Source organism: Rossellomorea sp. ABR4_012, from assembly GCF_056159545.1.
The window spans coordinates 184,474-210,188 of the sequence record NZ_JBSWVK010000005.1; the positions used below are offsets into that span (position 1 = coordinate 184,474).

Annotated in this window: 21 protein-coding genes and 1 riboswitch; of the genes, 6 read left to right on the top strand and 15 right to left on the bottom strand. The window is 39.9% G+C overall.

Going from position 1 to position 25,715, the window contains the following annotated elements:
- Positions 1-68: 68 nt before the first annotated feature.
- Entirely contained in the window at positions 69-1,421 is a 1,353-nt protein-coding gene (locus ACXAFV_RS19065; RefSeq protein WP_475128792.1) for a TrkH family potassium uptake protein, read from the bottom strand.
- 255 nt (positions 1,422-1,676) lie between these two features.
- On the opposite strand from ACXAFV_RS19065, the gene ACXAFV_RS19070 reads away from it, so the two are divergent.
- A complete protein-coding gene (locus ACXAFV_RS19070; RefSeq protein ID WP_032089084.1) occupies positions 1,677-1,877 on the top strand; it encodes an alpha/beta-type small acid-soluble spore protein in 201 nt (66 codons plus the stop codon).
- Between the two features lie 130 nt (positions 1,878-2,007).
- On the opposite strand, the gene ACXAFV_RS19075 is transcribed toward ACXAFV_RS19070, so the two are convergent.
- The 7 genes from ACXAFV_RS19075 to ACXAFV_RS19105 form a co-directional block, all read right to left on the bottom strand.
- Positions 2,008-3,120, bottom strand: a complete 1,113-nt coding sequence (locus tag ACXAFV_RS19075) for an anti-sigma factor domain-containing protein (RefSeq protein WP_475128794.1) — start codon at positions 3,118-3,120, stop codon at positions 2,008-2,010.
- Positions 3,117-3,872 carry an RNA polymerase sigma factor SigI gene (gene sigI / locus ACXAFV_RS19080; RefSeq protein WP_475128796.1) on the bottom strand — a complete coding sequence of 252 codons (756 nt, stop codon included), beginning with the start codon at positions 3,870-3,872 and terminating at the stop codon, positions 3,117-3,119. Before sigI ends, ACXAFV_RS19075 begins: the two co-directional genes overlap by 4 nt.
- A 229-nt stretch (positions 3,873-4,101) precedes the next feature.
- Entirely contained in the window at positions 4,102-5,385 is a 1,284-nt protein-coding gene (locus ACXAFV_RS19085) for a DUF5667 domain-containing protein (protein WP_475128797.1), read from the bottom strand.
- A 207-nt stretch (positions 5,386-5,592) separates the two neighbouring features.
- A complete protein-coding gene (locus ACXAFV_RS19090; RefSeq protein WP_475128799.1) occupies positions 5,593-6,381 on the bottom strand; it encodes a TerC family protein in 789 nt (262 codons plus the stop codon).
- A gap of 101 nt (positions 6,382-6,482) precedes the next feature.
- A riboswitch (yybP-ykoY riboswitch) is annotated at positions 6,483-6,579 on the bottom strand.
- A gap of 63 nt (positions 6,580-6,642) precedes the next feature.
- Positions 6,643-7,104, bottom strand: coding sequence for a hypothetical protein (locus ACXAFV_RS19095; RefSeq protein WP_475128800.1), 462 nt, complete (start codon positions 7,102-7,104; stop codon positions 6,643-6,645).
- A gap of 382 nt (positions 7,105-7,486) precedes the next feature.
- The gene (locus tag ACXAFV_RS19100) at positions 7,487-10,573 is read right to left on the bottom strand and encodes an efflux RND transporter permease subunit (protein ID WP_475128802.1); all 3,087 of its coding nucleotides are present in this window, start codon (positions 10,571-10,573) and stop codon (positions 7,487-7,489) included.
- The gene (locus ACXAFV_RS19105; RefSeq protein ID WP_475128804.1) at positions 10,560-10,766 is read right to left on the bottom strand and encodes a hypothetical protein; all 207 of its coding nucleotides are present in this window, start codon (positions 10,764-10,766) and stop codon (positions 10,560-10,562) included. Before ACXAFV_RS19105 ends, ACXAFV_RS19100 begins: the two co-directional genes overlap by 14 nt.
- Before the next feature lie 149 nt (positions 10,767-10,915).
- Between ACXAFV_RS19105 and ACXAFV_RS19110 the strand changes: the two genes are divergently transcribed.
- Positions 10,916-11,791 carry a hypothetical protein gene (locus ACXAFV_RS19110; RefSeq protein WP_475128806.1) on the top strand — a complete coding sequence of 292 codons (876 nt, stop codon included), beginning with the start codon at positions 10,916-10,918 and terminating at the stop codon, positions 11,789-11,791.
- A gap of 95 nt (positions 11,792-11,886) precedes the next feature.
- On the opposite strand, the gene nhaC is transcribed toward ACXAFV_RS19110, so the two are convergent.
- The 4 genes from nhaC to ACXAFV_RS19130 form a co-directional block, all read right to left on the bottom strand.
- Positions 11,887-13,293, bottom strand: coding sequence for a Na+/H+ antiporter NhaC (gene nhaC, locus ACXAFV_RS19115; protein ID WP_475128807.1), 1,407 nt, complete (start codon positions 13,291-13,293; stop codon positions 11,887-11,889).
- A 493-nt stretch (positions 13,294-13,786) separates the two neighbouring features.
- Positions 13,787-14,809: an EAL domain-containing protein gene (locus ACXAFV_RS19120; RefSeq protein WP_475128809.1), complete on the bottom strand. Its 1,023-nt coding sequence runs from the start codon at positions 14,807-14,809 to the stop codon at positions 13,787-13,789.
- Positions 14,810-14,960: 151 nt separating this feature from the next.
- On the bottom strand, positions 14,961-16,529 hold the full coding sequence (locus ACXAFV_RS19125; protein WP_475128810.1) for a peptide chain release factor 3: 1,569 nt from the start codon (positions 16,527-16,529) through the stop codon (positions 14,961-14,963).
- Between the two features lie 559 nt (positions 16,530-17,088).
- Positions 17,089-17,322 (bottom strand): YueH family protein, encoded by a 234-nt coding sequence (locus ACXAFV_RS19130; protein WP_475128812.1) that lies wholly within the window; start codon positions 17,320-17,322, stop codon positions 17,089-17,091.
- Positions 17,323-17,493: 171 nt separating this feature from the next.
- Between ACXAFV_RS19130 and ACXAFV_RS19135 the strand changes: the two genes are divergently transcribed.
- Positions 17,494-18,711 (top strand): NupC/NupG family nucleoside CNT transporter, encoded by a 1,218-nt coding sequence (locus tag ACXAFV_RS19135; protein ID WP_475128813.1) that lies wholly within the window; start codon positions 17,494-17,496, stop codon positions 18,709-18,711.
- 117 nt (positions 18,712-18,828) lie between these two features.
- Here ACXAFV_RS19135 and ACXAFV_RS19140 read toward each other — a convergent pair whose 3' ends face one another.
- Together ACXAFV_RS19140 and ACXAFV_RS19145 are read right to left on the bottom strand one after the other, a co-directional pair.
- A complete protein-coding gene (locus ACXAFV_RS19140) occupies positions 18,829-20,304 on the bottom strand; it encodes a UDP-N-acetylmuramoyl-L-alanyl-D-glutamate--2,6-diaminopimelate ligase (RefSeq protein ID WP_475128814.1) in 1,476 nt (491 codons plus the stop codon).
- A gap of 197 nt (positions 20,305-20,501) precedes the next feature.
- Entirely contained in the window at positions 20,502-21,557 is a 1,056-nt protein-coding gene (locus tag ACXAFV_RS19145) for a M42 family metallopeptidase (RefSeq protein ID WP_475128815.1), read from the bottom strand.
- A gap of 186 nt (positions 21,558-21,743) precedes the next feature.
- Here ACXAFV_RS19145 and ACXAFV_RS19150 point away from each other — a divergent pair, with 186 nt between their 5' ends.
- On the top strand, positions 21,744-23,138 hold the full coding sequence (locus ACXAFV_RS19150; RefSeq protein ID WP_475128817.1) for a peptide MFS transporter: 1,395 nt from the start codon (positions 21,744-21,746) through the stop codon (positions 23,136-23,138).
- 65 nt (positions 23,139-23,203) lie between these two features.
- Here ACXAFV_RS19150 and ACXAFV_RS19155 read toward each other — a convergent pair whose 3' ends face one another.
- Complete coding sequence (locus ACXAFV_RS19155; protein WP_475128818.1) at positions 23,204-24,010, bottom strand: YihY/virulence factor BrkB family protein; 807 nt, start codon at positions 24,008-24,010, stop codon at positions 23,204-23,206.
- Positions 24,011-24,219: 209 nt separating this feature from the next.
- On the opposite strand from ACXAFV_RS19155, the gene kynA reads away from it, so the two are divergent.
- Both kynA and ACXAFV_RS19165 read left to right on the top strand, forming a co-directional pair.
- Positions 24,220-25,038, top strand: a complete 819-nt coding sequence (gene kynA, locus ACXAFV_RS19160; RefSeq protein ID WP_475128992.1) for a tryptophan 2,3-dioxygenase — start codon at positions 24,220-24,222, stop codon at positions 25,036-25,038.
- A gap of 124 nt (positions 25,039-25,162) precedes the next feature.
- A complete protein-coding gene (locus ACXAFV_RS19165; protein ID WP_475128819.1) occupies positions 25,163-25,621 on the top strand; it encodes an OsmC family protein in 459 nt (152 codons plus the stop codon).
- Positions 25,622-25,715: the final 94 nt, after the last annotated feature.

The following is a 25,715-nucleotide window of genomic DNA, read 5'->3' on the forward strand; positions in this document are numbered from 1 at the left end:
GCTCGACTTCTCTACATAAGTTTGTCTTAAACATAAAAAAACGGTGTTGAAATTCAACACCGTTTTTGTCATCCAATGATTACCCTCTCTTTTGGGTAATGATAGTTTGCCGTTTTTTCCTTTCCTCCGATCATAAATAGGAAGGACAGGACTCCTACACGCCCAATGAACATCAGAATCATAATGACGCATTTACCAATTGTGGAAAGCTCTGAAGTAATCCCCAATGATAATCCTGTCGTCCCAAAGGCTGATGCAACTTCAAAAATAATTTCTATTAAAGAATGGCTTTCTGTCAAAGACAAAATGATTATTGAAACAAAGCACAGAATCGTTGCTACAATCGTGACTACCAAAGACTTAATGATATCTTGCTCATGGATTTCTCTTCTGAAGATCTTTATTGTTTGATTACCTCTTGAGAAATGGAAGAGAAATAAAAGGTTCAAAGCGAATGTTGTCGTCCTGATACCGCCGCCGACTGAACTTGGAGACGCCCCTATAAACATCAGGCCGCTCAGTAACAATAAGGTCGAAGTTGAGAATTCTGCAACATTCATCGTCGCAAGTCCTCCACTTCGTGTAGAAGCAGATTGAAACAACGCATAAAAGAAGGATTCGTGCCATACCATACCTCTGAAGAAATGATTATATTCAAGTATGATAATCATTAATGTTCCGAACACTAATAAACATCCGAACGTCAAGGTCGTGATTTTCGTAAAAAGCGAAAAATGATGCTTGCTCCTTTTACTATTCATCAAGAAGTCCTTTGTCTCAATAAGGACAGGAAATCCGATCGCTCCCATAGTAATGAGGACGATCGTAATGAATTGAACAAAATAATCATGTTTAAATGGAATCAACGATTGTCCCGTTATATCGAAACCTGCATTCGTGGTAGCACTTACCGACGCGAATAACCCATGTATGAACGCTTCCTGCCAGGTAGGATAATAACCCAGGAAATACACCCCTAGAGTAAGTCCTCCTATTATTTCAATAATGATAATCAGAAGCAGTATCTGCTTTAGTAGATTTACCAAACCTGATAAATTGGTCTGATTTTGATCTGTCATGATTAACTGACGCTCTTTTAAGCCGATTTTCTTCCCTACGAGCAGCCAGAAGAACGTTCCTACAGCCATGACCCCAATGCCTCCAAACTGAAGGACAAATATCAACAAGAAGACTCCAGTTGTACTGAATGTATCCGCTGTGCTGACAACTGTCAAACCTGTGACACTCACCGCACTTACAGAAGTAAATAAAGCATCTATAAAATTCCAATCCACCCCGGGCTTATGGGCAACAGGCAGACTTAATAATATGGTTGCCACTGTTACTGCAAGTAGATAATAGGTGACAATTACTTGCGCCGGCGTTAACCTGTTTAGTTTGGAGCGTAAAATTAACCACATATGTACTTCCCTTTCAAAGCAATAATCGTTTACTTTATCTATCTTAAATAAAATGGACATGGAAAGAAAGGAAAAAAAGCAGATTCCCCTTTATTTTATTCTTTCTTTTAAATTCTTTTCGCATACTATATGTATTACACGCACGGGTGTCTGGCAGCTGAATCAAATATTACCACTAATGAAGACCAGTAATATACAAATACTACTGTTACGGAGGCAATTAAGCTTCACGTTTTTTAAAAGGAGGATATCACTATGGCTAGAAGCAGTAACAAACTATTAGTGCCTGGTGTTGAGCAATATCTTGATCAAGTGAAATATGAAATTGCTCAGGAATTTGGTGTAACGCTTGGGTCTGACACTGTTTCTCGTTCTAACGGTTCAGTTGGAGGAGAAATTACAAAGCGTCTTGTAAAGCAAGCTCAATCTCAACTTTCAGGCGGACAAACTAAATAATATGGCTTAGCTGGCCGGCAGCCGCCGGCCAGCTATTACATATATTGAATAAAGTAAATGAAAGGCTCATTCGAAATGAATGAGCCTTTCATTATAAATAGTTATCAAAGAGCTTCAGCAATTTTGTGCATTAATGCTTTTTCTCTTTGTTTTCATTACTTTTTTCATGAATGGAGTCAGTATGTTGACCGTTTCCCTGATTTTTATTTTCTCGGCGATTTATATTGTCTTTTTTCTCATTCTTTTTCGAGCGATTATCTGATGGGCTATTATTTTTGTCTTTTTTATGGTCATATGAGCGGTTATCGGATTCAACCCGCTCTTTATGAGAAGAAGAATTTCGGTTTGAAGCATTATTTCCTTCGCTGCCTCTATTTTTCTCCGAACTTTTATTATTTCCAACCCCATTACTTCTTTTTTTATTTATGGCAGCATTATTATTTTGTTTCAAATCATTTGTCTCATCTATTTCATCCGACTTATTATGATTAGATACTGCTGGAATTTCTGCCTTTTTGTCTTGGTTTGCTTTTTTAACAGAAGGTTCCTCATCATCTAGAGGATTATCAATGATTTTTTTGTCTTTCTTCACTGTTTCTTTAAGAAGAGTACCCGCAGTTATACCTTTCTTTACAGCCTCTTCTCTAACATCATTTGTTGTTTCGTTCATGATAATTTCAGAACTGTGCAGATTGTTATACTCCTTAACGAAGTCATTCAAGTCTTTCAGCAATGCTGAATTTGTTTCATCCTTCGACGAATCTGTAAATGTGGAGGTAATCCATACATTTTGACCCTTTTTCAAATAACCAAGTTTTTCGCTCAAACGTAGGATTTCTTCCGCGACATCGCTTACCTCTTCATTTTTCCAATCCTTCAATTTCTTTATCAGGACTTTTCCATCTTCATTAAATGGAGTAATGGCAATTACTTGCTGTTCCTTGTCTAACGAAAGTTCAAGGCTAGGATTAATGTCCACAGAAACGTATGCATATGCTTTATTACTCTGAAGGAATTCTGTGGAGAAGAGGGTGATCATTAGGATCGCTGCTGTCAGAATCGAGGCGGCTGTCTTCCAACCCCACTTCATTACGTGTCTTTCTTTGTTAACAGGAGAGAAAGGAATTTCTTCACCAACCGAATAGTTCCTGTTTGGTGTTTTCTTTCCATTCATAAATTGTCCATCCTGCGTCATCATAATGAGTACATCACGTCTAATTTCCATAATGATCCCTTTTTTCATATATCTAACCGCCCTTTTAAGTAATCCTTTAAATACACATAATCTCCAATCATGATCAGAGAAACGGCAATTATGTATTTTCTATTTCTCTCTATTGTTTTTCTGCTGACATTCACCTGTTTTTCTAATTTTTTTATAGGTAAACGCTTTTTCTCCATGAGGTAATTCATTAATTCATTCGACGTGACGACTGTTCTTGCAATTTCAATTGCATTGAGCCTCGCATCTTCATGTTTCGGAGACTGCTCAACAAGATCTGTAAACGACAAATTATAATGAGAAAGTTGTTCCTGAAAATCAATTATCTCTTCTCTTCTTTTCAGGCTGTCTTCCTGCTTTTCGTATTCCTCCACCGATACTACCTGTTCGATGGTCAATGCTTGAGAGTCTTCCTCATTTCCGATAAGATTCTTGTCAATACTGATATCCTGGAACTTCCCGTTTTTTCTGATGTAATCGATCACCTTACGCTTAATGATCACTTCTGCAAAACTGATAAAAGAAGCTCCACGATCGTTATTAAATTTAAAGATGGCATCATGAAACGCAATAAGACCGATGCTAAATTCATCATCACTTTCATGTATATACCGCTTGCAGACAGAAGAAACTGTTTTCTTAATAAATGGTTTATAATCATTGATGACCATATTAAGCAGCTGCTCGTCACCACTTTGAATGTCTATAGCCAATTCTTCAAGTGATGGCTTCTTCATTTTTTTCGTTAGTAAAAATAGTAATAAATTTAGCATCAGTCTCACCCCATCCTGCAAACTATTATACTAATAAGCTGCTTTTTTTCAATGGAAAATAGAGAGGAAGGGGTCCTCAAAGCGGCTTTTCACCCTCATATACTTCCACTAAGTTTTTCTTAGTTTACTATATAATGGTGTATTAGAGCCTTAATTTCCCCCTTCAGACTGATGGTTTAAAATTGTTCATCCTGCAAGATGTTTCATCCTTTTCTTTATAGCCGCAAAATTAGTTATGTCCGTTCCCTTTTTGACCTTGCCCTTTTTCATGGTCGTTCTTTTCATGTCCTTGACCTTTATTTTCATGCTTTTCAGTTTGGCCTCTCTCTTCTTTTCGGCCTTCTTTAGCTTGCTTTCTTTCTTCTTTCATCGTTTCTCGCTGCTCTTTTGCCTGCTGCTTTCTTTCTTCACGCTGTTCTTTAACTTCTTGTTTAGCTGCTTTACGCTCTTCTTTCACTTCATTTTTATCTGCCTTTACCGGTGCCGGTGCAGGATCAATTTCTTCCTCAGTTGGTTGTTCTTCTACAGGAGTTTCACCAGTTGTATCTTCTGTAGTTGTATCTGTTGTTTCTTCTGTTGTTTCAGTTGTATCTTTTGTTGTATCTTCTGTCGTTTCAGTTGTATTTTCTGTTGTTTCCTCTGTCTCTTCTTCTTTTGCCCATTTCTCTTCAAACTTAGCAAGCTTTTCAGCTAATTTTGCATAGCTCTTTTCAATATTTTTCTGTAAAGCGGCTTTTGCTTTAGGGTTTTTCACTTTCTCAAGTGCAGCACTTAAAGCTACAATATTTTGGGACATCAGCTCTTTCATTTCTTCAGTTTCCTTGTCTTCTGTTGCTGCATCCCCTGTGTTTTCTTCTGTATCAGTATTTTCGTCAGTTGTGTTTTCTTCTGAATCAACTGATCCATCCGTGTCCTCATTATCAGCACTATCTTCAGTTGTTTTATCTTCTTCGGTTGAATCAGTCTCTTTGTCTTCTTCAGTTGAAGCGTCTTCTTCCGTTACATCATCTGTACCTTCAGAAGCAGTATCATCTTCTGTATCACCTTCATCTGACCACTTATCTTCAAAAGAGTTCATCATGTCAATTGCTTTGTTGATTGCTGCGATTGCTTCTTCCTCTTGTCCTGCTTGAAATAAAGCTTCTGCTTCTGCTAATCGCTCAGCTGCGTATTCAGCAAGCAATTTTGCTTCTTTGCTGTCATCCATCGTGAAAGCAATCTTTACTTTTTCTAATGCAAGCTTTGCAAAGTAAAAGAAATCACCCGGTAATAAAGATGGCGCTTCAGTGGATTCCTCTATTTTCTCGACTTCTTCTTTAACTGAGTCGATAATCGCCTCATCATTTACTTGTACATTTGTATTCGAATCCGTTTCTTTCTGCTCGATATTAACAGTGTCAAAACTTTCACTATCCGTATTAGCAAATGCCGAAGTTCCTGAGAAAGAAACAGATCCTGCAAGTAATACAGCCAGTGTAGATTTCATGATTTTTAGTTGTTTTTGTTTTGTCATATGTAACACCTCTGTTTTTTTGTAAGCGGCCGCTCTATTACAGGAATTACGTTTAGGTTATTTTTTTTAAGGGGGTAGCTGGCAGAAAAAAATTAAAATTTCCTATTTTGGTGTGATATTCCCTTCCCATATCAACCCCTGAAAATACTGAGAAATAAGAAAAAGCTGATGCTGCGAATGAACGCAGCATCAGCTTTCTTTAATCGATTATTCTGTTCCGGTTTCTGTATCATGGACTTCTGTTTTCTTTGCTTTCTTTTTGGACAATAAATATCCACCGGCTGCAAGCAGTATAAGGATACTCCAGAAGACAGCTTTCCAGCCTTTGGACTCAGGAAAATGATGATCTAAAATGGCTACTTCAGGGTGAGCTAAAGTGAATACTGCCAACTTTACACCGACCCATCCAACAATTAAAAAAGCAGTGGATTCAAGCGTCGGATATTTTTCAAGCAATTTAACGAACCAGGTTGCCGCAAACCGCATGATGACAAGTCCGATGACACCACCAAGGAACATGACTGAAAATTGTCCTCCGTCGATCCCCCCTATTTCAAACCATCCAGCAGGCTGCAGGGTGACAGCAAGAGCCACGGCAGCTAACATTGAATCCACAGCAAAAGCAATATCAGCAAGCTCCACTTTCAGCACCGTAGTCCAAAAGCCGGAACCTTTAGCGTTGGCTGGCTCCCCTTCAACGACACCTTTATCTTTTTTCTTTTTGATAAAATGATGAATGGCAACATAGAAAAGGTATATTGCCCCTATTGCTTGAACCTGCCACACATCCACCAGGAATGAAATCATGAAAAGAGCAAGAAATCTAAATATAAACGCACCCAACAACCCATAAAACAGTGCTTTTTTCCGCTGTTCTCCAGGTAAATGCTTAACCATGACAGCCATGACCACAGCGTTATCGGCTGCCAGGATTCCTTCCAGCCCCACCAGGATTAGCAATACCCATCCGTATTCCAATAACATCGTTGCATCCATAGTATATAAGTCCCTCCTGTTTTCACTGTTCGTTTTCTGTTAGGCAAGGAATTTCAGAAAAATAAAAAAGACCCTTGCCTAATAAGGCAAAGGTCTTGCTTAGCATTGAACATAATGCCAACAAAGCCGATGGAAAATTCCATGAAATGACGACTTTGTTTAGGCCGAAGCCTATAGCTACTCCCCTTTGACAGGTAGAAAACGTATATAATTATTTATATTCATTTTATCTCAAATATAGACGTTCGTAAAGAATTGTGCTTACCGAAACCTCAGTAGAAGAGACCGGAGTGCTAAGCCGATAAATACACCCGGAACGACACACATCATAGGAAAAAAAATGGGCCCTATGAATTTTCCGAGCAAATATACTTTTGGAGAATACATTAGTCCAACAGTGACAAAGTAGGCTGATAGTACGAAGGGTAAGTACGCATACTCCTGTTCTTCTATCAAGGCTATTTTATATGCATCCCACATTGCAAACATATATAGACATGGATAAAACATAAGCCACTGATAATCGATCACTGCAGCAGCCTTTTGTGTCTCTCCTAAAAAACTGTACATGATTGCCTGATTAAAATTGCTTTGTACATTGATAATGATTTCAAGCAGTACAAACAAAGTTCCCTTAAACCATAGGCTAACCAATAATTGAGGAAACCCTGGAAGGGCAACACTCCAGAGGATCGCTTCTGTTTTCGTGATGTTTTTTTTCATGAAAATCCCCTATTTGTTAGAGAAGTCTTGAGGTATGAGATCACAAGGTATAGTTTATATAATATTTTTAATTGGCTGCTATGTAAACTAAGGGAAAGTAACATCTTGAGAGTCCTCCTAGAGATGTATCTCAGCTTATTTTTACCATTCTTCTCCCAATTATTACGTGGATTCTTTTTATTATCAGGCGTTGTAATAAACTGGATACTTTTTCTGGAAAATTCTCCACTTTGGTCCAGATGGGATTGCGTCTTATACTACATTCAACTGCCGACAATCAAAGGTACCTGGTTTTGTTATTTCGTGTCTTTATCATTAAGTAAGAGAAAGCTAACATAATAAAAAAGCTTACCCTGGTCCTCAAGACCAGGGCAAACTCTTTTTAAAATTTATATGTGTATTTATTTTTTCGTTTCATCCGTCTCGTTTCTTTATCGAAGAAACTGTATACGACAGGAATAACATATATGGTCAATAAAGTACTGCTGACGAGCCCGCCAATGACTGCAATTCCCATTGGCTGGTTGATCTCCGTTCCCTCGCCGATCCCAAGTGCCAACGGAAGCAGACCAAGGATAGTAGTGAGAGCAGTCATCAGTATCGGGCGTGTACGATCCTGGACGGCTTCGACTATCGCCTCAAAACTGTTCGGGGCCGTTTCTTTGCGTTGATTGATGTAATCAACGATCACGATCGCATTATTAACGACTATACCCGCCAATACAATCACCCCGATGATCGCCGAGATACTGATCGGTGTTTGGGTGACCGTTAAAGCCAGGGCGACACCTATTACCATCAGTGGCACTGTGAACATGATGACAAAGGGATACTTGAATGACTCGAATTGAGCAGCCATTACCAAATATACAAGCACAATCGCCAGTCCTAAAGCAAGTGCCATATCATCGATTGAATCCTCGAGCAGCTCTCTGTCCCCGCTGAATGAAACCTGTGTTGCATCAGGGAGGTTCAGCTCCTCGATCTTTTCATCCACTGCCTGTGAGATGGATCCAAGATTGGTAGAAGATGAATACTTAAGGTCAAATTGAACGGCATGCTGTTGATCAATTCTTTGAATACTGACCGGTCCATCTTCAATACTGAAGTCCACCACGGAATCCAGCGCAATATATTCACCTCTGCCATTTGGAATAAGCAGTTTTTTTAGAGAGTCCAGATTCTCAGTGATATTCCGGTCATATTGAACAAAGACACTGAGCACATCCGATTCTTTTGTCACGATTTGAGTGGCCATTACCCCTCTTGTAATGTCTTGCACGGTACTTCCGATTTGGGCGGGAGCAAGACCTTGTTTCAAAGCCTCATCCTCATCTACATTCATTTGAATTTCTTTCACTGTTTCCATTTCATCTGTACTTAAAGCAGTTACATTTTTCATATCCTTCAGGGATTCGAATAAGCGTTCTACGGATTTATCCAAACGCTCCGGGTCGGAGTCTCGAACATTGAACGTTAACGTTTGAGGACTCGTACCTGAAGTCGACTGCAGATTGAATGCAATTTCAGCTGAGTCATTGACGCTTTGTGCTGCTTTTTCGATTTCTGGTTTAATGTCATCAGCAAATTCGAAGATGGAGCGATCCCTTTCTTCAAGAGGTTTCATCTTCACATAAATTTCAGCTATATTCCCTTTCTCCGAACCCCTGAAAGATTCCTCCTGGGTAGTTCCGACAAGGCTTACAAACACATCTACTTCTTTTTGTCCCTCTAAGTTCTTTTCAATCGCTTTAACGGTTTTATTCGTTTCATTAATCGAGGAACCATTTTCCAACTCGACTCTCATATTAAAAAATCCTTCGTCTGTTGGCGGCAGAAACTGAGTGCCTACAGTTGTCAGGCCATAGCCGCCTGCCACAAGGGTCACCACAGTGATCGTTAATATGAAGAACCTGTGGCGAAGGGACCATTTAATGCTTTGGATGAATCGCTTTCGGGTCTTTGAACGCCTGCGCCTTGCTTCCAGGTTTCCTTTCGGCTTCTTTAATAGCCTGCTTGCGAGCATCGGGATCACAGTGAGCGCGACGACTAAAGAAGCAATCAAGCTAAATGATATTGTAAGGGCAAACTCAGTAAATAACTCTCCTAACAATCCGGAAATAAACACAACCGGAAGGAAGACCGCCACTGTTGTCAAGGTTGATGCCGTAATGGCAGCCCCGACTTCCTTCGCACCTTCACTTGCCGCTGTCTTAGGATCCTTTCCTAAAGAGAGATGTCTGTAAATATTCTCAATGACAACAATGGCATTATCTACAAGCATCCCGATCCCAAGTGCCAGGGCACCGAGCGTCATGATATTTAATGTAAAGTCCGCAAAGAACATAAGGACAAATGTGACAACCACTGAATATGGGATGGCTACCCCTATGATCAAGGGGCTTTTTACATTCTTCAGGAATAAGAATAAGACAAGCATGGCAAATGCTCCACCAATCAATAATGAGTTGGTTATATTCCCTATCGCATCAGATATATAATCTCCTTGATCAAATAGGATATTTGCTTTAATCGATTTATATTGATCCTGTTCCAACAACCGGTCCAGTTCCTCTTGAAAAGCTTTCGAGACCGAGGCCGTATTAGCATCAGATTGTTGAAGAACGCTGAATAGAACAGCAGGCTCCTGATTTGCACGAGTTGAAGTATTCGTGCTTTCTTCCTTACGCTCTACACTTGCAACATCTTCCAATGTGATGTTCTTTCCTGTTTGAGGATTCACTCCGACTACGAGTTTCTTGATTTCATCAACATCTTTCAATTGACTGATGACGCGGGTCGTCAAGGTCTGTCCATCTGTTTCAATGGTATCACCTGGGGATGTGATATTATTCGCTCGAATCGAATTGACTATATCCGCCTGTTTCAGACGATTCTTTTTTAATGCCTGCTGATCCAATTCAATGACAATCTCATCATTGAATGAACCGGACACATTTACATTTGCAACTCCTTCTACCCGAGTGAGTTCCAATTTTAATTTTTCTGAAAGAGCCTTAAGGTTATTTCCGTCTCCTTCTTCTCTCAGTGATACTTGAATGATTGGGAACTGAGCGGGATCAAACTTTAAGAACCTCGGTTCTTGGGCACCGTCGGGTAAAGGTGATTGATCGATACGCTGCAGCACATCATTTTCAATTTCATCAATGGAAGTAGTCCATGAAAACTCGAGGAGAATAAAATTAGAGCCTTCCCTTGAAGTGGACTGGATATTTTTCATCCCGGGTAACGTAGAAAGGTTTTCTTCCAGGGGTTTCGTCACTTTCTCCACTACCTCTTCCGGACTCGCCCCCGGATAATTGGTCACCACCACCCCTACCGGAGGATTCAAATCTGGAATAAGTTTTAATGGGATCCTCAGGAGAGACACTCCCCCTAATATCAATATTAACAACATCGTCACGATCGTAAATACAGGACGACGTATCGAAAAATCACTGATTTTCAATGATGCTGCTCCCCTTTCTAGATCTTCTATCCAGGTTCTTTTCGTTATTTTGCAGGTTTAGTGTTTTCTTCGTACAGATTGTCTCCAGTTTACGTTTTCGTTCGAATAACGCGCGTGCACGCAGTCTATTAAAACGGTTAGTCAATGTATGTAAACCAGCAACCTTCCAGAAAACAGCCTCTATGTATGACAAGTTGCAGTTAGCTTTACTATAAGTCCTTCGCCACTAACCTTCAATATTAAAGCGTCTTGGATTTTAATTGTTCACATATTGGACACCAAATAAATAATTTGCGTCCGATTGTCAAAACTAAGTTCATTCTTTTATGAAGGAGTAAAATGATGCCAAACTGGATTCCATTTGTATGTTTAACCCTCATCAGTGTTTTCCTGCTGGCCTATACGTTGTTGAAAAATCGTGATAAATCTCCTCAGATCTTTCTTTTTTGGCTTTTTATATGCGGGCTTGCCTTTTCATTTGAATTTGTCATATTCATCCTGTTAGAAAGCTATGAATATTATCCGGATATTTTAGCCAACAAGTATAATGACAGTATATTGGGCTCTGTTAGTTCACAAGCCTTCGCAGTTCCTGTAGCGACCACCTTCATTGTGGTTTTTAATATAAGAAATCGATGGATCATCCTTATTATAGGTCTATTCTTTATGATTGAAACACTATTCTTATATCTTAATGTTTACCATCACAATTGGTGGAACTCGATTTACACCGCGTTTTTTTTGGTTTTAACAGTCACCCTTTCAAAGGCTTGGTGGAAATACTTTAGAAAAGGAAGGTATCATTATATTAATTTTACTACTCTTTTCTTTGCACTGCTTACACTTTCCCAAACAGGAGGATGGATACTGTCGGCGTTTTTGGGTTTATACGAATTACCCGTCCTGTTTTTCAGGGAAGAAATCAGAAACAACATTACCGGCAACTTTATCTATCTGTATTTTTCCACTTATCTATACTCACTTATCATTTACTTTCGAAACAGCGAACTGTCATTTACCATCATGACGGTTGCATTCCTGCTATCTATCGAGATATTGATGGTTGATCAGAATATACTTCTTTTAATAGAACCATCCTGCATTTTTGTCTTACCTGCACTCCACCTCACTTTTATCCTGTGGGGTAAGTACTTATACCGCCGACACTTTCCGGCATATCATCAAACAACTCAAAAAAGACTGCTCCGCTATGAATAGACAAGTATTGCTGGGATATCTGTCTATTCGATGCGGAGCAGTCTTTTATTATCACTTATTACAGACTGATTGATAATCATTTGCCTGTTTATCTTTTATTGATTGACTGCAGGATTCACTTCCGTTTTTTCACGTTTAATCGTCCAGCCCGTAAACCCGTACAGAATCGTAATCAGTGGGGAGACAATGCAAAACACAGCAAACGGAAGGTATTCAAGGGTTGAGACTCCAAGGACATCCGTGAGAAAAATTCCACAAACACTCCAAGGAACTAAAGGATTCACAACCGTACCGGCATCCTCAAGTGTCCTGGAGAGGTTCTTAGGGTGAAGGCCGAGCTTCTTGAATTGAGTCTGAAAAGCTTCACCAGTCAAAAGAATGGATAGATATTGTTCACCTACGACAACATTTATCCCGATTGCAGAGAAAGCTGCGGCGAAAATGGTACGTTTCGCTGAACCAATCACTACAGACAACCTGGAAAGCAAAACAGGAATGATGCCAAGCTTAAACAATAGTCCTCCAAGACTTAATGAAAGAATGACTAACGAAATCGTGAACATCATGCTTTCCACACCGCCTCGGGTCAATAGTGAATCGACTGCTTCCACGCCGGTTTTGGAGGTGAATCCTGCAAAGAGAATCGTAAATAGTTCCTTTGCATTCATTGAGAAATGAAAAATGGAAATCCCTATAGAAACCGCTACATTTATTGCAAGAGCAAGCAAGGCAGGAACCTTAAATGCAATCAGCAGCAATAGGATGATAACAGGAATGAAACTGTACCAGTGAATAAGCCCTGACTGAGTCAATCCATCTTGAATGGCTTGTAACTTTGATAAATCAACATCTTGTTCCCCCGGTGATAAAAGGAGGAAAACAACAAGAGTAATAAGGAATGCTGGGATCGTTGTCCATGCCATATTGCGGATATGTGTAAATAAATCCACTTTCACAATCGATGATGCAAGATTTGTCGTATCAGATAATGGTGACATCTTATCTCCAAAAAATGCACCAGAAACGATTGCCCCGGCGGTAATTGCCATGGATAGCCCCATTGCTTCTCCGATCCCTATCATAGCAACACCGATGGTCGCTGCTGTCGTTAAGGAGCTGCCGATCATCACTCCGCTCAAGGAAGTCAGGAGAAATGCAATGGCATAAAAGAAATAAGGCGATACAAACTCAAAACCATAGAACATCAAAGTCGGGATCGTACCGCTAATCAACCAGCTGCTGATTAAGAGACCGATGAATATAAATAACAGTACCGCTCCAAGTCCTCCTTGAGCTCCTAAAATCATCCCTTCTTCAATTTCCTTAAACTTAATTTTACGAAAGAACCCATAAATCATCAGTATGAATAAAGATATGATAATCGGAATATGAGGTACGGATTCCAAGCGTATGATGCTGATACTGATTGTCGCAAGGATGATTAATAAAATTGCAATTGCTTCCATTAATTTAGGCTGCTGAACAGGTTTAATATTTAACATACGGATGTCTCTCCCTTAAAGTGTGAGTTATAAATTAAATGGGGATAAAGGTAAAAAAAAGAAAAACCCTTCTATCCCTGGTATAGGGACGAAGAGTTTCTCCGCGGTACCACCCTAATTGGAGCATCAACTTCTTCCTCTGTCTTATGAGGACTGCAAAATTGATCACTCCCGCTTCATAAAGGCTTGTCTCATATTTAAAAGTCGCCGGCAAAAAAACTTTTATGAACAATGTAATTCAGATCATCTATGACCTAAGCTTTCACCTGCCGCTTAGTCTCTGCCTGCTGTCATGAAATATCCTACTGATTTGTTCGAGACAATAAATATAGTTTCGCACTTAAACGCTTTTAAGCTTTTATGCACTAAAGTAATTATTTATAGGTTTATTGTAACATGTCAATGTAGGATGTCAATAAAATTAATTTAATTAACTCCATGATTTAGATCATGGAGCGTAATTGAAAAGACAGACTATTTACGTCACAGAACTTTAGTAATGGGAAGGAACCAATGGTTTTTCTGCTTGTAATGCAGGCTTCCCTATCAGGTAGCCCTGTGCATACTTAACCCCGACATCTTTACAGAATGTCAATTCTTCTTTTCGTTCAATTCCTTCTGCCAATACAGAAATACCTAATTCACGTGAAGTATGGATAACTTCCTTCAGAAATTTCTGTTTGTCGGAATTCATGTCGCATTCTGAGATATAGGAACGATCGATCTTGACATAATCAGGGCGAAGTAAAGAGAGCATTTCTATCGTTGAAAATCCCGAACCGACATCATCAAGTGCAACCTTCATCCCCTCGCGCTTATAAACTTCGAGAACGGACTTCAAATGGCTAACATCTTCTATTTTTTCTGTTTCTACCACTTCAAACACCAGATCCTCAGGGTCCACTTCATATTTTTCGACGATGTCAAAAGTATGTTTCAGACAAAACTCAGGATTATAAATGGTAGATGGAAGAAAATTGATAAAGCTTTTCACTCCTCTTTCAATATTTCCCATCCTGCTTTCAATTGCCGTCCTTCTTGCCCGCTGATCAAGCAAGGAGTGAAAGCCGGTCACAAAGGCAGCTTCAAATAATGCTCCAGGGTTTAAACTTAATGAAGGATCAGCGTTTCTTAGAAGACTTTCATATGCAAACAATTTAAAGTTCCCGAGGTCGATTATCGGCTGTAAATGGCTGACGAAATTCCCTTTCTGTATCAGCTCTATCATTTCCTTGTATTTTATTTTATTCAGGAAATCTTCTGCTGGATAAAAGTCACCTGGTACTTCTGAAGCTGAAATGCTGCATTTCCAGCCATCTTCAATTAATTTCCGGGAAGCTCCATCTAGTGTTTTATAAAGGGATTCAAGATTATCATAAGGTAAAAGATATGAATTCGCACCTATGGGTGTACCCTCTCCAATAGGATTACCGCTGTGCTGCTCATTAAATAAATACAAATTCCCAGATTCGTAGAATTTCACCGTGGTACCACAATTCGCACATAATGTATTCAAAAAAACACCTCTATTTCAAAATAATTCACCTGTATCCATAATAGTCCTTTTACCCTATATATTACTAGTGAAAAAGTTTTAGCAGCATGCAAACAAAAACCCCTTCTAAGGCGTTTGCCTATGAAGGGGCTGGATACTTCTTTATTTCGGATTACATCAAGCTGTAAAGTTTGATGTCAGGATGTTTATCGGAGAACCATCTCATTGCAAAGTCATTTTCGAACAAGAAGACCAGATTTTCATGTCGATCTTTAACAAGCATACTGCGTGAGCTTGACATCGACTCTTTTACATCTTCCTCATTCTCAATCCATCTGGCAATTTTAGAACCGATCGGCTCCATTCTGACATCGACATTGTATTCATTTTTCATTCTGTGTTCGAAAACTTCGAACTGAAGCTGACCTACTGCTCCGAGTATGACATCTTCTGTTCTTGTCTTGTAATATTGGATCGCACCTTCCTGAACAAGCTGCAGGATCCCTTTTTGGAAATGCTTCTGTTTCATCACATTCTTAGCTGTTACCCTCACAAAGAGTTCTGGAGTAAATTGCGGAAGCTTCTCATACTGGAAGGATTTCTTACCTTCAGTAAGAGTATCACCGATCTGATATGTCCCTGTATCATAAATCCCTATAATGTCACCACTGACGGCTTCATTAACCGTACTCCGGTCATCTGCAAGAAATTGAGTGGATTGGGCCAATTTGATATTCTTCCCGATACGGGGCAGATTTACTGACATCCCTCTTTCAAATTGCCCCGAACAAATTCGTAGAAAGGCAATTCGATCGCGGTGGGCGGGATTCATATTCGCCTGGATTTTAAAGATAAATCCTGAGAACTCTTCACTTGCAGGATCTATTTCTCCTATGTCAGAATTTCTTGGCTGAGGTGAAGGGGCGAACTGCAAATAGGTCTCAAGAAAAGTCTGTACACCAAAGTTCGTCAGAGCACTTCCGAAAAATACAGGTGAAAGTTCTCCTGTTGCAATCCGTTCCCTGGAGAATTCATTTCCTGCTTCATTAAGGAGAAGCACATCCTCTAGAGTCTGATTGTAGAGATTACTATCTTTCATGGAATGGTCTCCATCTATTTCCCCACCTTCATTAAGAGGAATGAAGCGCTCCCCATCTTCTACACGGAATTGTTCAATCCTGTTATGAAAACGATCGTATATCCCAAGAAATTCTTTACCCATTCCGATTGGCCAGTTCATTGGGTATGATTGAATCCCAAGAACTTCTTCAAGTTCTTCCAATAATTCAAGAGGTTCACGTCCCTGACGATCCAGCTTGTTAATGAAAGTGAAGATCGGAATCCCTCTCATACGGCAAACTTTAAAAAGCTTCAGAGTCTGCGCTTCAATCCCTTTAGCGGAGTCGATGATCATGACAGCACTATCGACCGCCATCAAAGTTCGATATGTATCTTCAGAGAAGTCCTGGTGACCAGGAGTATCAAGGATGTTCACCCGATAGTCATCATAGTCAAAGGCCATTACCGAAGATGTAACCGAGATCCCTCTTTGTTTTTCAATTTCCATCCAGTCCGAAGTTGCAAATTTTCCGGACTTTTTACCTTTGACCGTCCCTGCAGCACGGATTGCTCCGCCAAACAAAAGCAGCTGTTCCGTTAACGTTGTTTTCCCTGCATCAGGGTGAGATATAATTGCAAAGGTCCTTCGTGACTGAACCTCTTCTTTAAAGTCTTTTTTCATTCATAAATTCCTTTCTCGTCATTCTTCCCTTCTCATCATATTCTTTGTGAAATGAGAAATCAATAGTAAAAGCGGAAGCGGCTCGCTTAGAGGCGGGAGCTGGATCAGGCCAAAAAAGATGGGCTTGATTATCATTAATATGTATATGGCTAATATACAGAGTAAGGTTTTGATAATATAAAGATTATTCGACAAAAGGCTCAATTAATTGGAAACAGGGTGCAATTATTTGTAAAGTGGGCACAATTATTCGAAAACAGGGCGCAATTATTTGTAAAGTGGCGCAATAATCCGGTGCACCCATGAATAATCGATTTTCAATAGGCTGTTTAGAGATATAAAAACAGGTATTTATAACAATCCGTCTGATTTCTTTCAATATCAATCCAAAAAATGATAAAAAAAGACTCTTTTATTCAACAAAAGAGTCTAGTCCAACCAACTGTCCGTTATTCTCACTAAAGGAGTACTTAAATCCGACTATACATTCAGTAAATAAGTCTCCCTTGAATTCACTTTTAATAGTTTTTCAACCCACCAAGACACAACAAACTCTTTTTTACATCTCCCTCGTCCACTGCAAGATTCTCCCGCTGATCACTTCCGCATCCTCTTCAGAAACTCGACTTTTCAATGATTCAAATAAATTCCTTTGAATATTATCATCTTCATACGTAAATGAATAAGACCATTCGATATCAGGAATAGCTATTAAAATCAGTTCTTCCTTCTTATTTTCATGAATATATACTTTTTGTTCCAAACCTTCCATAAAATTTTTTCTTATTTTCATTTTTGAATCCCCTTTCATGAAAACGCTGTCGTAGCGCATACTAAGTACGAACTTGTCCGTACAACAATTAAAAAAACGTGTAATTGTAGGTTGTCAGACTTCTGAAAGAATTGTAAAATAAAAAATCGAAAGCATCAAGTTTGTTACTTTATTATTATGAGGTGAAAAGATATGCAGTATTTATGGGGTATTGTAGGTATATTGGTCGTCCTTGGAATCGCTTTCCTGTTTTCTTCCAATAAAAAGAAAATCAATTTCAGAACGGTCCTAGGGGGCCTTGCGATTCAATTGTTATTCGCATTCCTTGTCCTGAAGACACCATGGGGGCAAAGTGGATTAGAAGGGCTGACAATGGGAGTCAATCAGATCATTAACTACTCAAACGAAGGGATACAGTTCCTATTCGGAGGATTATTTTCAGAGGAGTCGAATATCGCATTTGTATTTGCGTTTAATGTTCTTCCTGTAGTTATTTTCTTCTCAGCTTTGATTTCTGTTCTATATTATTTGAAAGTGATGCAGTTCTTCATTAAAATTTTGGGTGGCGGACTTTCTAAACTTCTAGGAACAAGAAAAGCCGAGTCTATGTCTGCAGCTGCAAACATTTTCGTGGGACAAACTGAAGCACCGCTGGTCGTTCGTCCTTATCTTTCAAGAATGACAGAATCAGAATTGTTCGCAGTCATGACCGGAGGATTGGCGTCGGTTGCGGGTTCTGTACTAATCGGTTACTCATTACTTGGTGTCCCGCTTGAGTTCCTGCTGGCTGCAAGTTTCATGGCAGCACCTGCTGGACTTGTCATGGCTAAGTTATTTGTTCCTGAAACAGATGATACGCCTGAACCAAAAGAATTCGATATGGAAGCAGACTCGGAGTCGGCAAATGTTATTGATGCAGCAGCGAATGGTGCGAGCGTCGGTCTGACATTAGCATTGAACATCGGTGCAATGTTACTTGCGTTCATCGCTTTGGTTGCTCTTATCAATGGGATCCTTGGCGGAATCGGCGGATTATTCGGTGCTGAAAACTTATCTCTTGAATTGATTCTTGGTTATGCGTTTGCTCCACTTGCCTTTGCAATCGGAGTACCTTGGAGCGAAGCTGTAACTGCGGGTAACTTCATTGGTCAGAAGCTTGTCATCAACGAGTTTGTTGCATACTCAGCTTTTGCACCTGAAATCGGTAATCTTTCTGAAAAGACAGTTGCCATCATTTCATTCGCACTTTGTGGATTTGCCAATATCTCTTCATTGGGAATCTTACTTGGCGGTCTTGGTAAACTTGCTCCAAACCGCAGAGGGGATATTGCACGTCTTGGAATTAAAGCAGTCATTGCCGGTGCCCTGGCATCATTATTAAGTGCTGCCATTGCAGGTATGTTTATTTAATTTTCAAAATGTATAACTAAAGAAGGAGAAGGCCTAGGCCTTCTCCTTTTTTTATTTGCATTTGATAAATAAAAGGAACCAAACAATTAAAATGTTTGGTTCCTCTCATGAAGCAATTTATTTTGCCGTTACATATTTTATTTTACTTTCTTCAATCGCAATATTTTTATCGCTGTGAGGATATTTGGTGTTTTCGACTATTTGATAATCTTCATGGCCTTTACCAGCGAAGATGATGATATCCCCAGGCTCACTCACTTCTATGGCATGCTTGACGGCTTCAGCACGATCGCCAATCAGAGCATATTGGTCATGCTGCATTCCTTTTTCCAAATCACCAAGGATGCTGTCGTATTCTTCATAGCGTGGATCATCGGTCGTCAAGATGACATAGTCTGCCATGGAGGCTTTCTCTGCCATTGTGGGCCGTTTGGATTTATCTCGGTTTCCACCTGTGCCCACGAGAAAAATGATTTTATTTTTCTTGAAAGGCATGACCGATTCTATTGCTTTTTCAATCGCGTCAGGAGTATGTGCATAGTCGATATAAACAGATAACGGTGCATCCATCTCAACTTTTTCCATTCTTCCACTCACCGGCGGCAATTCCCGGATAATCCCTACCAGCTTCTCCACTTCCATTCCACGTGCGTATAAGCAAGCCATGGCAGTAAGGATATTATAAACATTGAATTTTCCAAGAAGCTTCATTTCCACCTCAAATGAACCTTCGGGAGAATGCAGGGTAAAGGTTGTTTTGTCATTATCATACTGGATACCTTCTGCTTTAAAATTTGCGTTTGCCTCCAGCCCGTAACTGATAACTTCATGAGGTGTCATATAATGATAACGATCGAACCATTCATCATCTGCATTCAATACCACGTATTTAGGGTTCTCAAGGTCCTGGCCCAATTGTGAAAATAATAAGCCTTTGGCATATCCATAATGCTCCATTGTTTCATGGTAATCCAAGTGATCATGACTGAGATTCGTAAATGCCACAACATCAAAATCGATTCCCCATAACCTTCCGAGGCTAAGCCCGTGAGAAGAAACCTCAAGAATGAAATGTTGGATGTCTCTCTCAACCGCCGTGTTCAGCATTTGCTGATTGGTAAGATTATCGCATGTTGTATTCTCACTCGGCAGCAGTTCCCCGTCTAAATTGAACCCAATCGTTCCGGAAAGTGCGGCTTTTTGTTGGTCCCGTTTCAAAATTGCGTGGATCAGATTCGTGACTGTCGTTTTTCCGTTCGTCCCAGTGACTCCAAAGACATTTAATTTTTTTGAAGGATAATCATAATATTTATTCGAAAGCTGCGCCAATGCCTTAAACGAATCTTTCACCACCACCAAGGCCGCCTTCTCAAGGTCAATGTCAAGCTGTTTTTCTGCGATGACCAGTCTCGCTCCGCTTTCCACCGCTTTTCCTGCAAAATCATGGCCGTCCACCGTGTAGCCCCTCGTGCAGACAAATACGCTTCCTTCCGTTACTTTCCTGGAATCGACATAAATGTCTTTCACTTCGGAAGGTAATTCTCCATATACAGTTTTCAATTTAATACTTTCTAAAAGGTTGTATGTATTCATTATTCGTACCCTCACATTAATTCTTAGTATGATATTGGTTCTATTTTACCTTATCCATCTGACTTTGATAAGAGAAATACCTCCTAAATTGCCCTAGAATCATTCCCCATCTATCTCAGTTGTTCCCGTTCCCGGCGATGTTAAAACAAAAAGTCTTCCCATGCTGAATACAGCTGTAAGGAAGACTCGCTCGAACATTATTCTATTACCATTTTAGATTGTACATAATGCCATAAAAGATTTTCGGTATGAAGAATGGATGATTCATGTGTTCGTTCATACGCATGAGACGCATCGATACCTGCACCTACCAGGCCATGTACGATATCAAATCCTGCCCTGATTGCTGCCGATGCATCCGATCCATAATACGGATAAATGTCCACTTTATATTCAATTCCATTTTCTTCTGCCAGCTGAACAAGATGCTTTCTTAACCCGTAATGATATGGACCGCTCGAATCCTTGGCACATATCGAAACAGTATATTCATCAGTGGATTGGCCATCCCCGATGGCACCCATATCCACAGCCAGATATTCAATCGTTTCCGGCGGGATATTCGAATTGCCCCCATATCCGATTTCTTCATTATTAGAGATAAGAAAATGTGTGGTATATGGAAGCACCATTCCTTGTTTCTTGATTTGACGGATTAATTGAAGCAGCATTCCGACACTTGCTTTATCATCAAGATGACGTGATTTAATGAAGCCGCTGCCTGTTATTTCAGCACGCGGATCAAATGAGACAAAGTCTCCCACTTCTATTCCAAGCTCCCTTACTTCTTTAGCGTTTCTGACTTTTTCATCAATGCGGACTTCTATGTTTGTTTCATCACGCTTTGCTTCACCTGCATTTTTGTATACATGCACGGAGGTTTGATGCATGAGGATCGTCCCGCTGAATGTTTTGCCGCTGGAAGTTTCAATTTGACAATATTCACCCTCGACTGCATTCCATCTGAACCCTCCGATCATGGAAAGCCTGAGGCGCCCGTCACTTTTAATTTCTTTGACCATCGCCCCCAGGGCATCCACGTGAGCAGTCAGCATGCGGTGGCTTGCTGTATTCTCTCCCGGTATTGTAATGATAAGGGCCCCTTTACGGTTTCTGATCATTTCAAGGTCCAAATCTGAAAGATATTCCTCGACGAAATTCATAATCTTATCTGTATTGCCGGATGGACTTGGAATTTCTACTAGCTCTTTAATTAATTGAATTGTTTTCTTTGTGTCTGGATATGTACTCATACTGAATCCCTCCCTTATTTTATTATATCGTCTTTTCTGACTTTTCTACAAATAAACCTTATCAATCACGAGGTTATGTCTATTTGCCTCATTACTAAAAAACAATCCTTGAAACATATTTTTACCTTTAAAGACAAACGATATAGTTTAGGATTTGGAATTTTAAATGATTGGGAGTGATTCAAGATGCATTCTTCTACGCTGGATTCATTACCTCAAGGCAGGAAACACCCTAAAGGGCTGTACCTTTTGTTTTTCACAGAACTGTGGGAAAGGTATAGCTATTATGGGATGAGGGCCCTGCTGGTTCTTTATTTAACCACTGCCTTTGTAAGCGGAGGGCTTGGAGTCGAGCCTGCTCAAGCACTGTCTATATACGGACTTTATACAGGTTCTGTTTATTTTACACCGATATTGGGCGGATGGTTGACCGACAGGTATATAGGTTTAAGAAAAGCCATTACGATTGGCGGGATTACGATGGCTTGCGGGGACTTTACCATTTTCCTCACCCATTCACAGATAGGTCTCTACATCGGCCTTGCATTATTGGTCATTGGGAATGGTTTTTTCAAACCTAATATCTCTACACTTGTGGGAGAATTGTATCCCAGAAATGATAAACGCAAAGATGCCGCTTTTACCATCTTTTATATGGGAATCAACTTAGGAGCCTTTTTTGCCCCTTTGATTGCAGGGTTCCTTGCTGAAGACTTATTTTTAAGACCTCTTGAAGACGGAACGATGCATTATGGATTCAAATGGGCATTTTTAGCCTCATCATTGGGGATGATCATTGGACAATTGATATTCAGCCTATTCAGCAAAAGATATCTAGGAAAGGTAGGATTAAAACCAAATAAACAATTGGCAGAAGAATCAAACGAAAATCAAAATGTACCACTCTCCACAAAAGAAAAGCATCGTACAAGAGCCATTCTGATCCTAGCTTGTTTCGTGGTATTCTTCTGGGCAGGATTTGAACAAGCAGGCAGTTCTTTTACACTATACACGAAACATTTTATCGACAGGGAGATCTTTGGCTACACGATTCCGGTAGCCTGGTTTCAATCGGTCAATCCATTGTTCATCATTATTCTGGCTCCAATCTTATCGGGGGTATGGTTAAGACTTTCTCATTCAAAACGAGGAGATTTGAATATGACCACGAAGATGGCACTCGGAATGATCCTTTTGGGTCTCGGATTCATGATTTTAATACCTGCTGTCCTGCAGACTGGTTCTGATGAACAGAACATCGTCACCCGGGCAAACATTATGTTCATCATATTCACCTATTTATTCCATACCTTGGGTGAATTGTTCTTATCTCCGGTAGGCCTTTCTTTAGTCAGTAAGGTCGCTCCGGTGAAAATCGCTTCATTGCTGATGGGCGTCTGGATGGCTGCCATTGGGGTGGCGAGTCTGCTTGCCGGTCAACTGGCATCATTAACTGCTACCTTGGGCTATTTGGAGATATTCGCCACAATCGGAGCCGTTGCTATTGTGTTGGGGCTTATACTCCTTACTATTTCAAAAAAACTCGTTTCAATGATGAAAGAAGAAAATACAGTGAATTAAATGCAAGTGACCCGGAGATTCTCTTCTCCGGGTCACTTGCATTTTCATTGGATTATTCATCAATATCAATTCTTTTCGGCTACACTTCCATTTAGTAATCCGCCAATCAACAAAATAGTGGAAGAAATATAAAACCAAACAACGAGGGTGATTACACTTCCCAGCTGACCGTAAAATTGTGTATAATCATTAAGTTTCACATAAGTCCCATATAACCAGGAAGCCCCCTGCCATCCAAAAGTTGCTAAAAGGGCACCCGGAAGCACATGGAGCAATGGTATCCTTCTGCTCGGAACCACCATATAAAGAAAAATGAACAGTAAAAGCATAAAGATCGAACTCAATCCCCATTTCCCGATCACCCACGCCTGGCTCCATTCCCCTTGAAGCTTACCACTGGCAAACCTGGCTTGCCGTATGTATTCTTCGACCACTGGGACAACCAGTGAAAAAGCAATCAAAATCATAAACCCCATCGTTAATAATAAGTCGTAAATCAAAGCAATCAGAAAAGGCTTCTTTCTTTCTATTTTATAAGCCTGGTTTAATGATCGGACCATGGATTGAACGGCCATCGAGGCTAACCAAAAAGTGAAGAATATTGAAATCGATAAGACGTCTCCACGCTGGTTGTAGAGGATCCTTTCAATATTGTCATGGATGATGGCATACGATTTTTCCGGCGCAAATGGCTTGATTAAAAGCAATACATTCGTCTCTGAAATAGGCAGATAACTTAATAGCGAAAACACAAAAAGTAAAAATGGAAAAATGGATAATAGCAAATAGTAGGCTAACTGGGCTGATTGATCAAAGAAACGTTCTTTAAAGAATCGCACAATGACCTCTTTTGGATAATGAAAAAGTTTCATGACTCTTTGCTCCTTAATCAACAAGGATACTATTATTTTCCCCAAGTTCCGGAATTCAATCATTTCAGTGCACGGAGATTTCTAAATAATAAAAAAGGATTTACCTTCATTATCTCGAAGTGTTTAATAGTAAACGGTTCCAAGCATAAATACTCAGCTATACTGAAAGGAAGATGAACGTGTCAAAGAAGGAAGAACTAAACAATTCCATGGGAAACGAAAGTGTTCATACAGATTTCATCAACAACATGACCTATGGAGATTATCTGCATCTGGACACATTATTATCCAGCCAGAAAAGATTATCCGGGCATCACGATGAAATGTTATTCATTATCATTCACCAGGTGAGTGAATTATGGATGAAGCTGATTCTTCATGAATTAAGAGCGAGCATCGCCTCCATTAAAAAAGACGAATTATCACCTGCATTCAAAATGCTGGCCCGTGTTTCAAAAATCCAATCCCAAATCATACACGCCTGGGACGTATTGTCAACACTGACCCCATCTGAATATATTCAATTTCGTGATGACTTGGGTCAGGCATCCGGGTTTCAATCCTACCAATATCGAATGATCGAATTCGCATTGGGATATAAAACTCCACATGTATTGAAAATCTATCAAAAGGATCCCGAATTATTATCCCATCTGCAAGATGCATACAACTCACCATCCTTATACGATGTATCCATACATGCTCTTTCAAAAGCCGGATTCAGCATTGATGAAGACGTATTGAAACGGGACTTTACAACTCCTTATAAAGAAAATGATTCTGTTCTCTCAGCTTGGACGGAAGTGTACCGGAACACAGATAAATATTGGGATTTATATGAACTCGCAGAAAAACTCATCGATTTGGAAGACTGGCTCCAGCAATGGCGTTTCCGTCATATGAAAACGGTTGAACGGATTATCGGCCATAAAAAAGGCACCGGCGGCTCAAGTGGTGTAAGTTATCTTAAAAAGGTACTTGATCATCAATTCTTTCCTGAGCTTTGGAATGTCAGGACGAGCCTATAGCTTGGAACAGCAAAGAATTGCTTAATGGGACTCTACCTTGTAGGGTCTTTTTTAATTGCCCAATTTCACTCGTTGGGATATCCTAGTCACATACACATAATCGATATAAAAGGAGAATAGTCAAATGCCATCACACTCATTCTTCGTAAAGACGGATTGGCCGGGGCTTCGTAATGATATCGGAACGTTGAATTCTACAACCCTCAACACAGAAATCTCCATTCCGCCTGAAATGGATGGTCCGGGAATCGGTACAAATCCGGATGAAATGCTTCTCGGCGCCGCAGCGACCTGCTATATCATTACTCTTGCCGCGATGCTTGAAAGAAGCAGGATACCAAAGGCATCATTGACAATGGATTCTGAAGGAATCGTTGAAATTGAAAAAGGCATCATCACCTACAAGAAAATCATTCATCGTCCCAAGCTTGTTTTATCACACGAATGTACAGATAATGACTTGAATAAAGCTAAGAAAATTGCTGTAAAAGCTGAACAATCGTGCATGATCACGAGGGCAATCAAAGGAAATGTAATGGTTGAGCTGGAGGAAACGGTATATATTCAGGACAGAAGCGAGTAATTACGCTCTAGTTATTCCCACGAAATTTTCTGGCATCTTTACATTTAACGGATGGATGAATAATTGAACCATGAAAAAAGGCGCCTCGATTTGA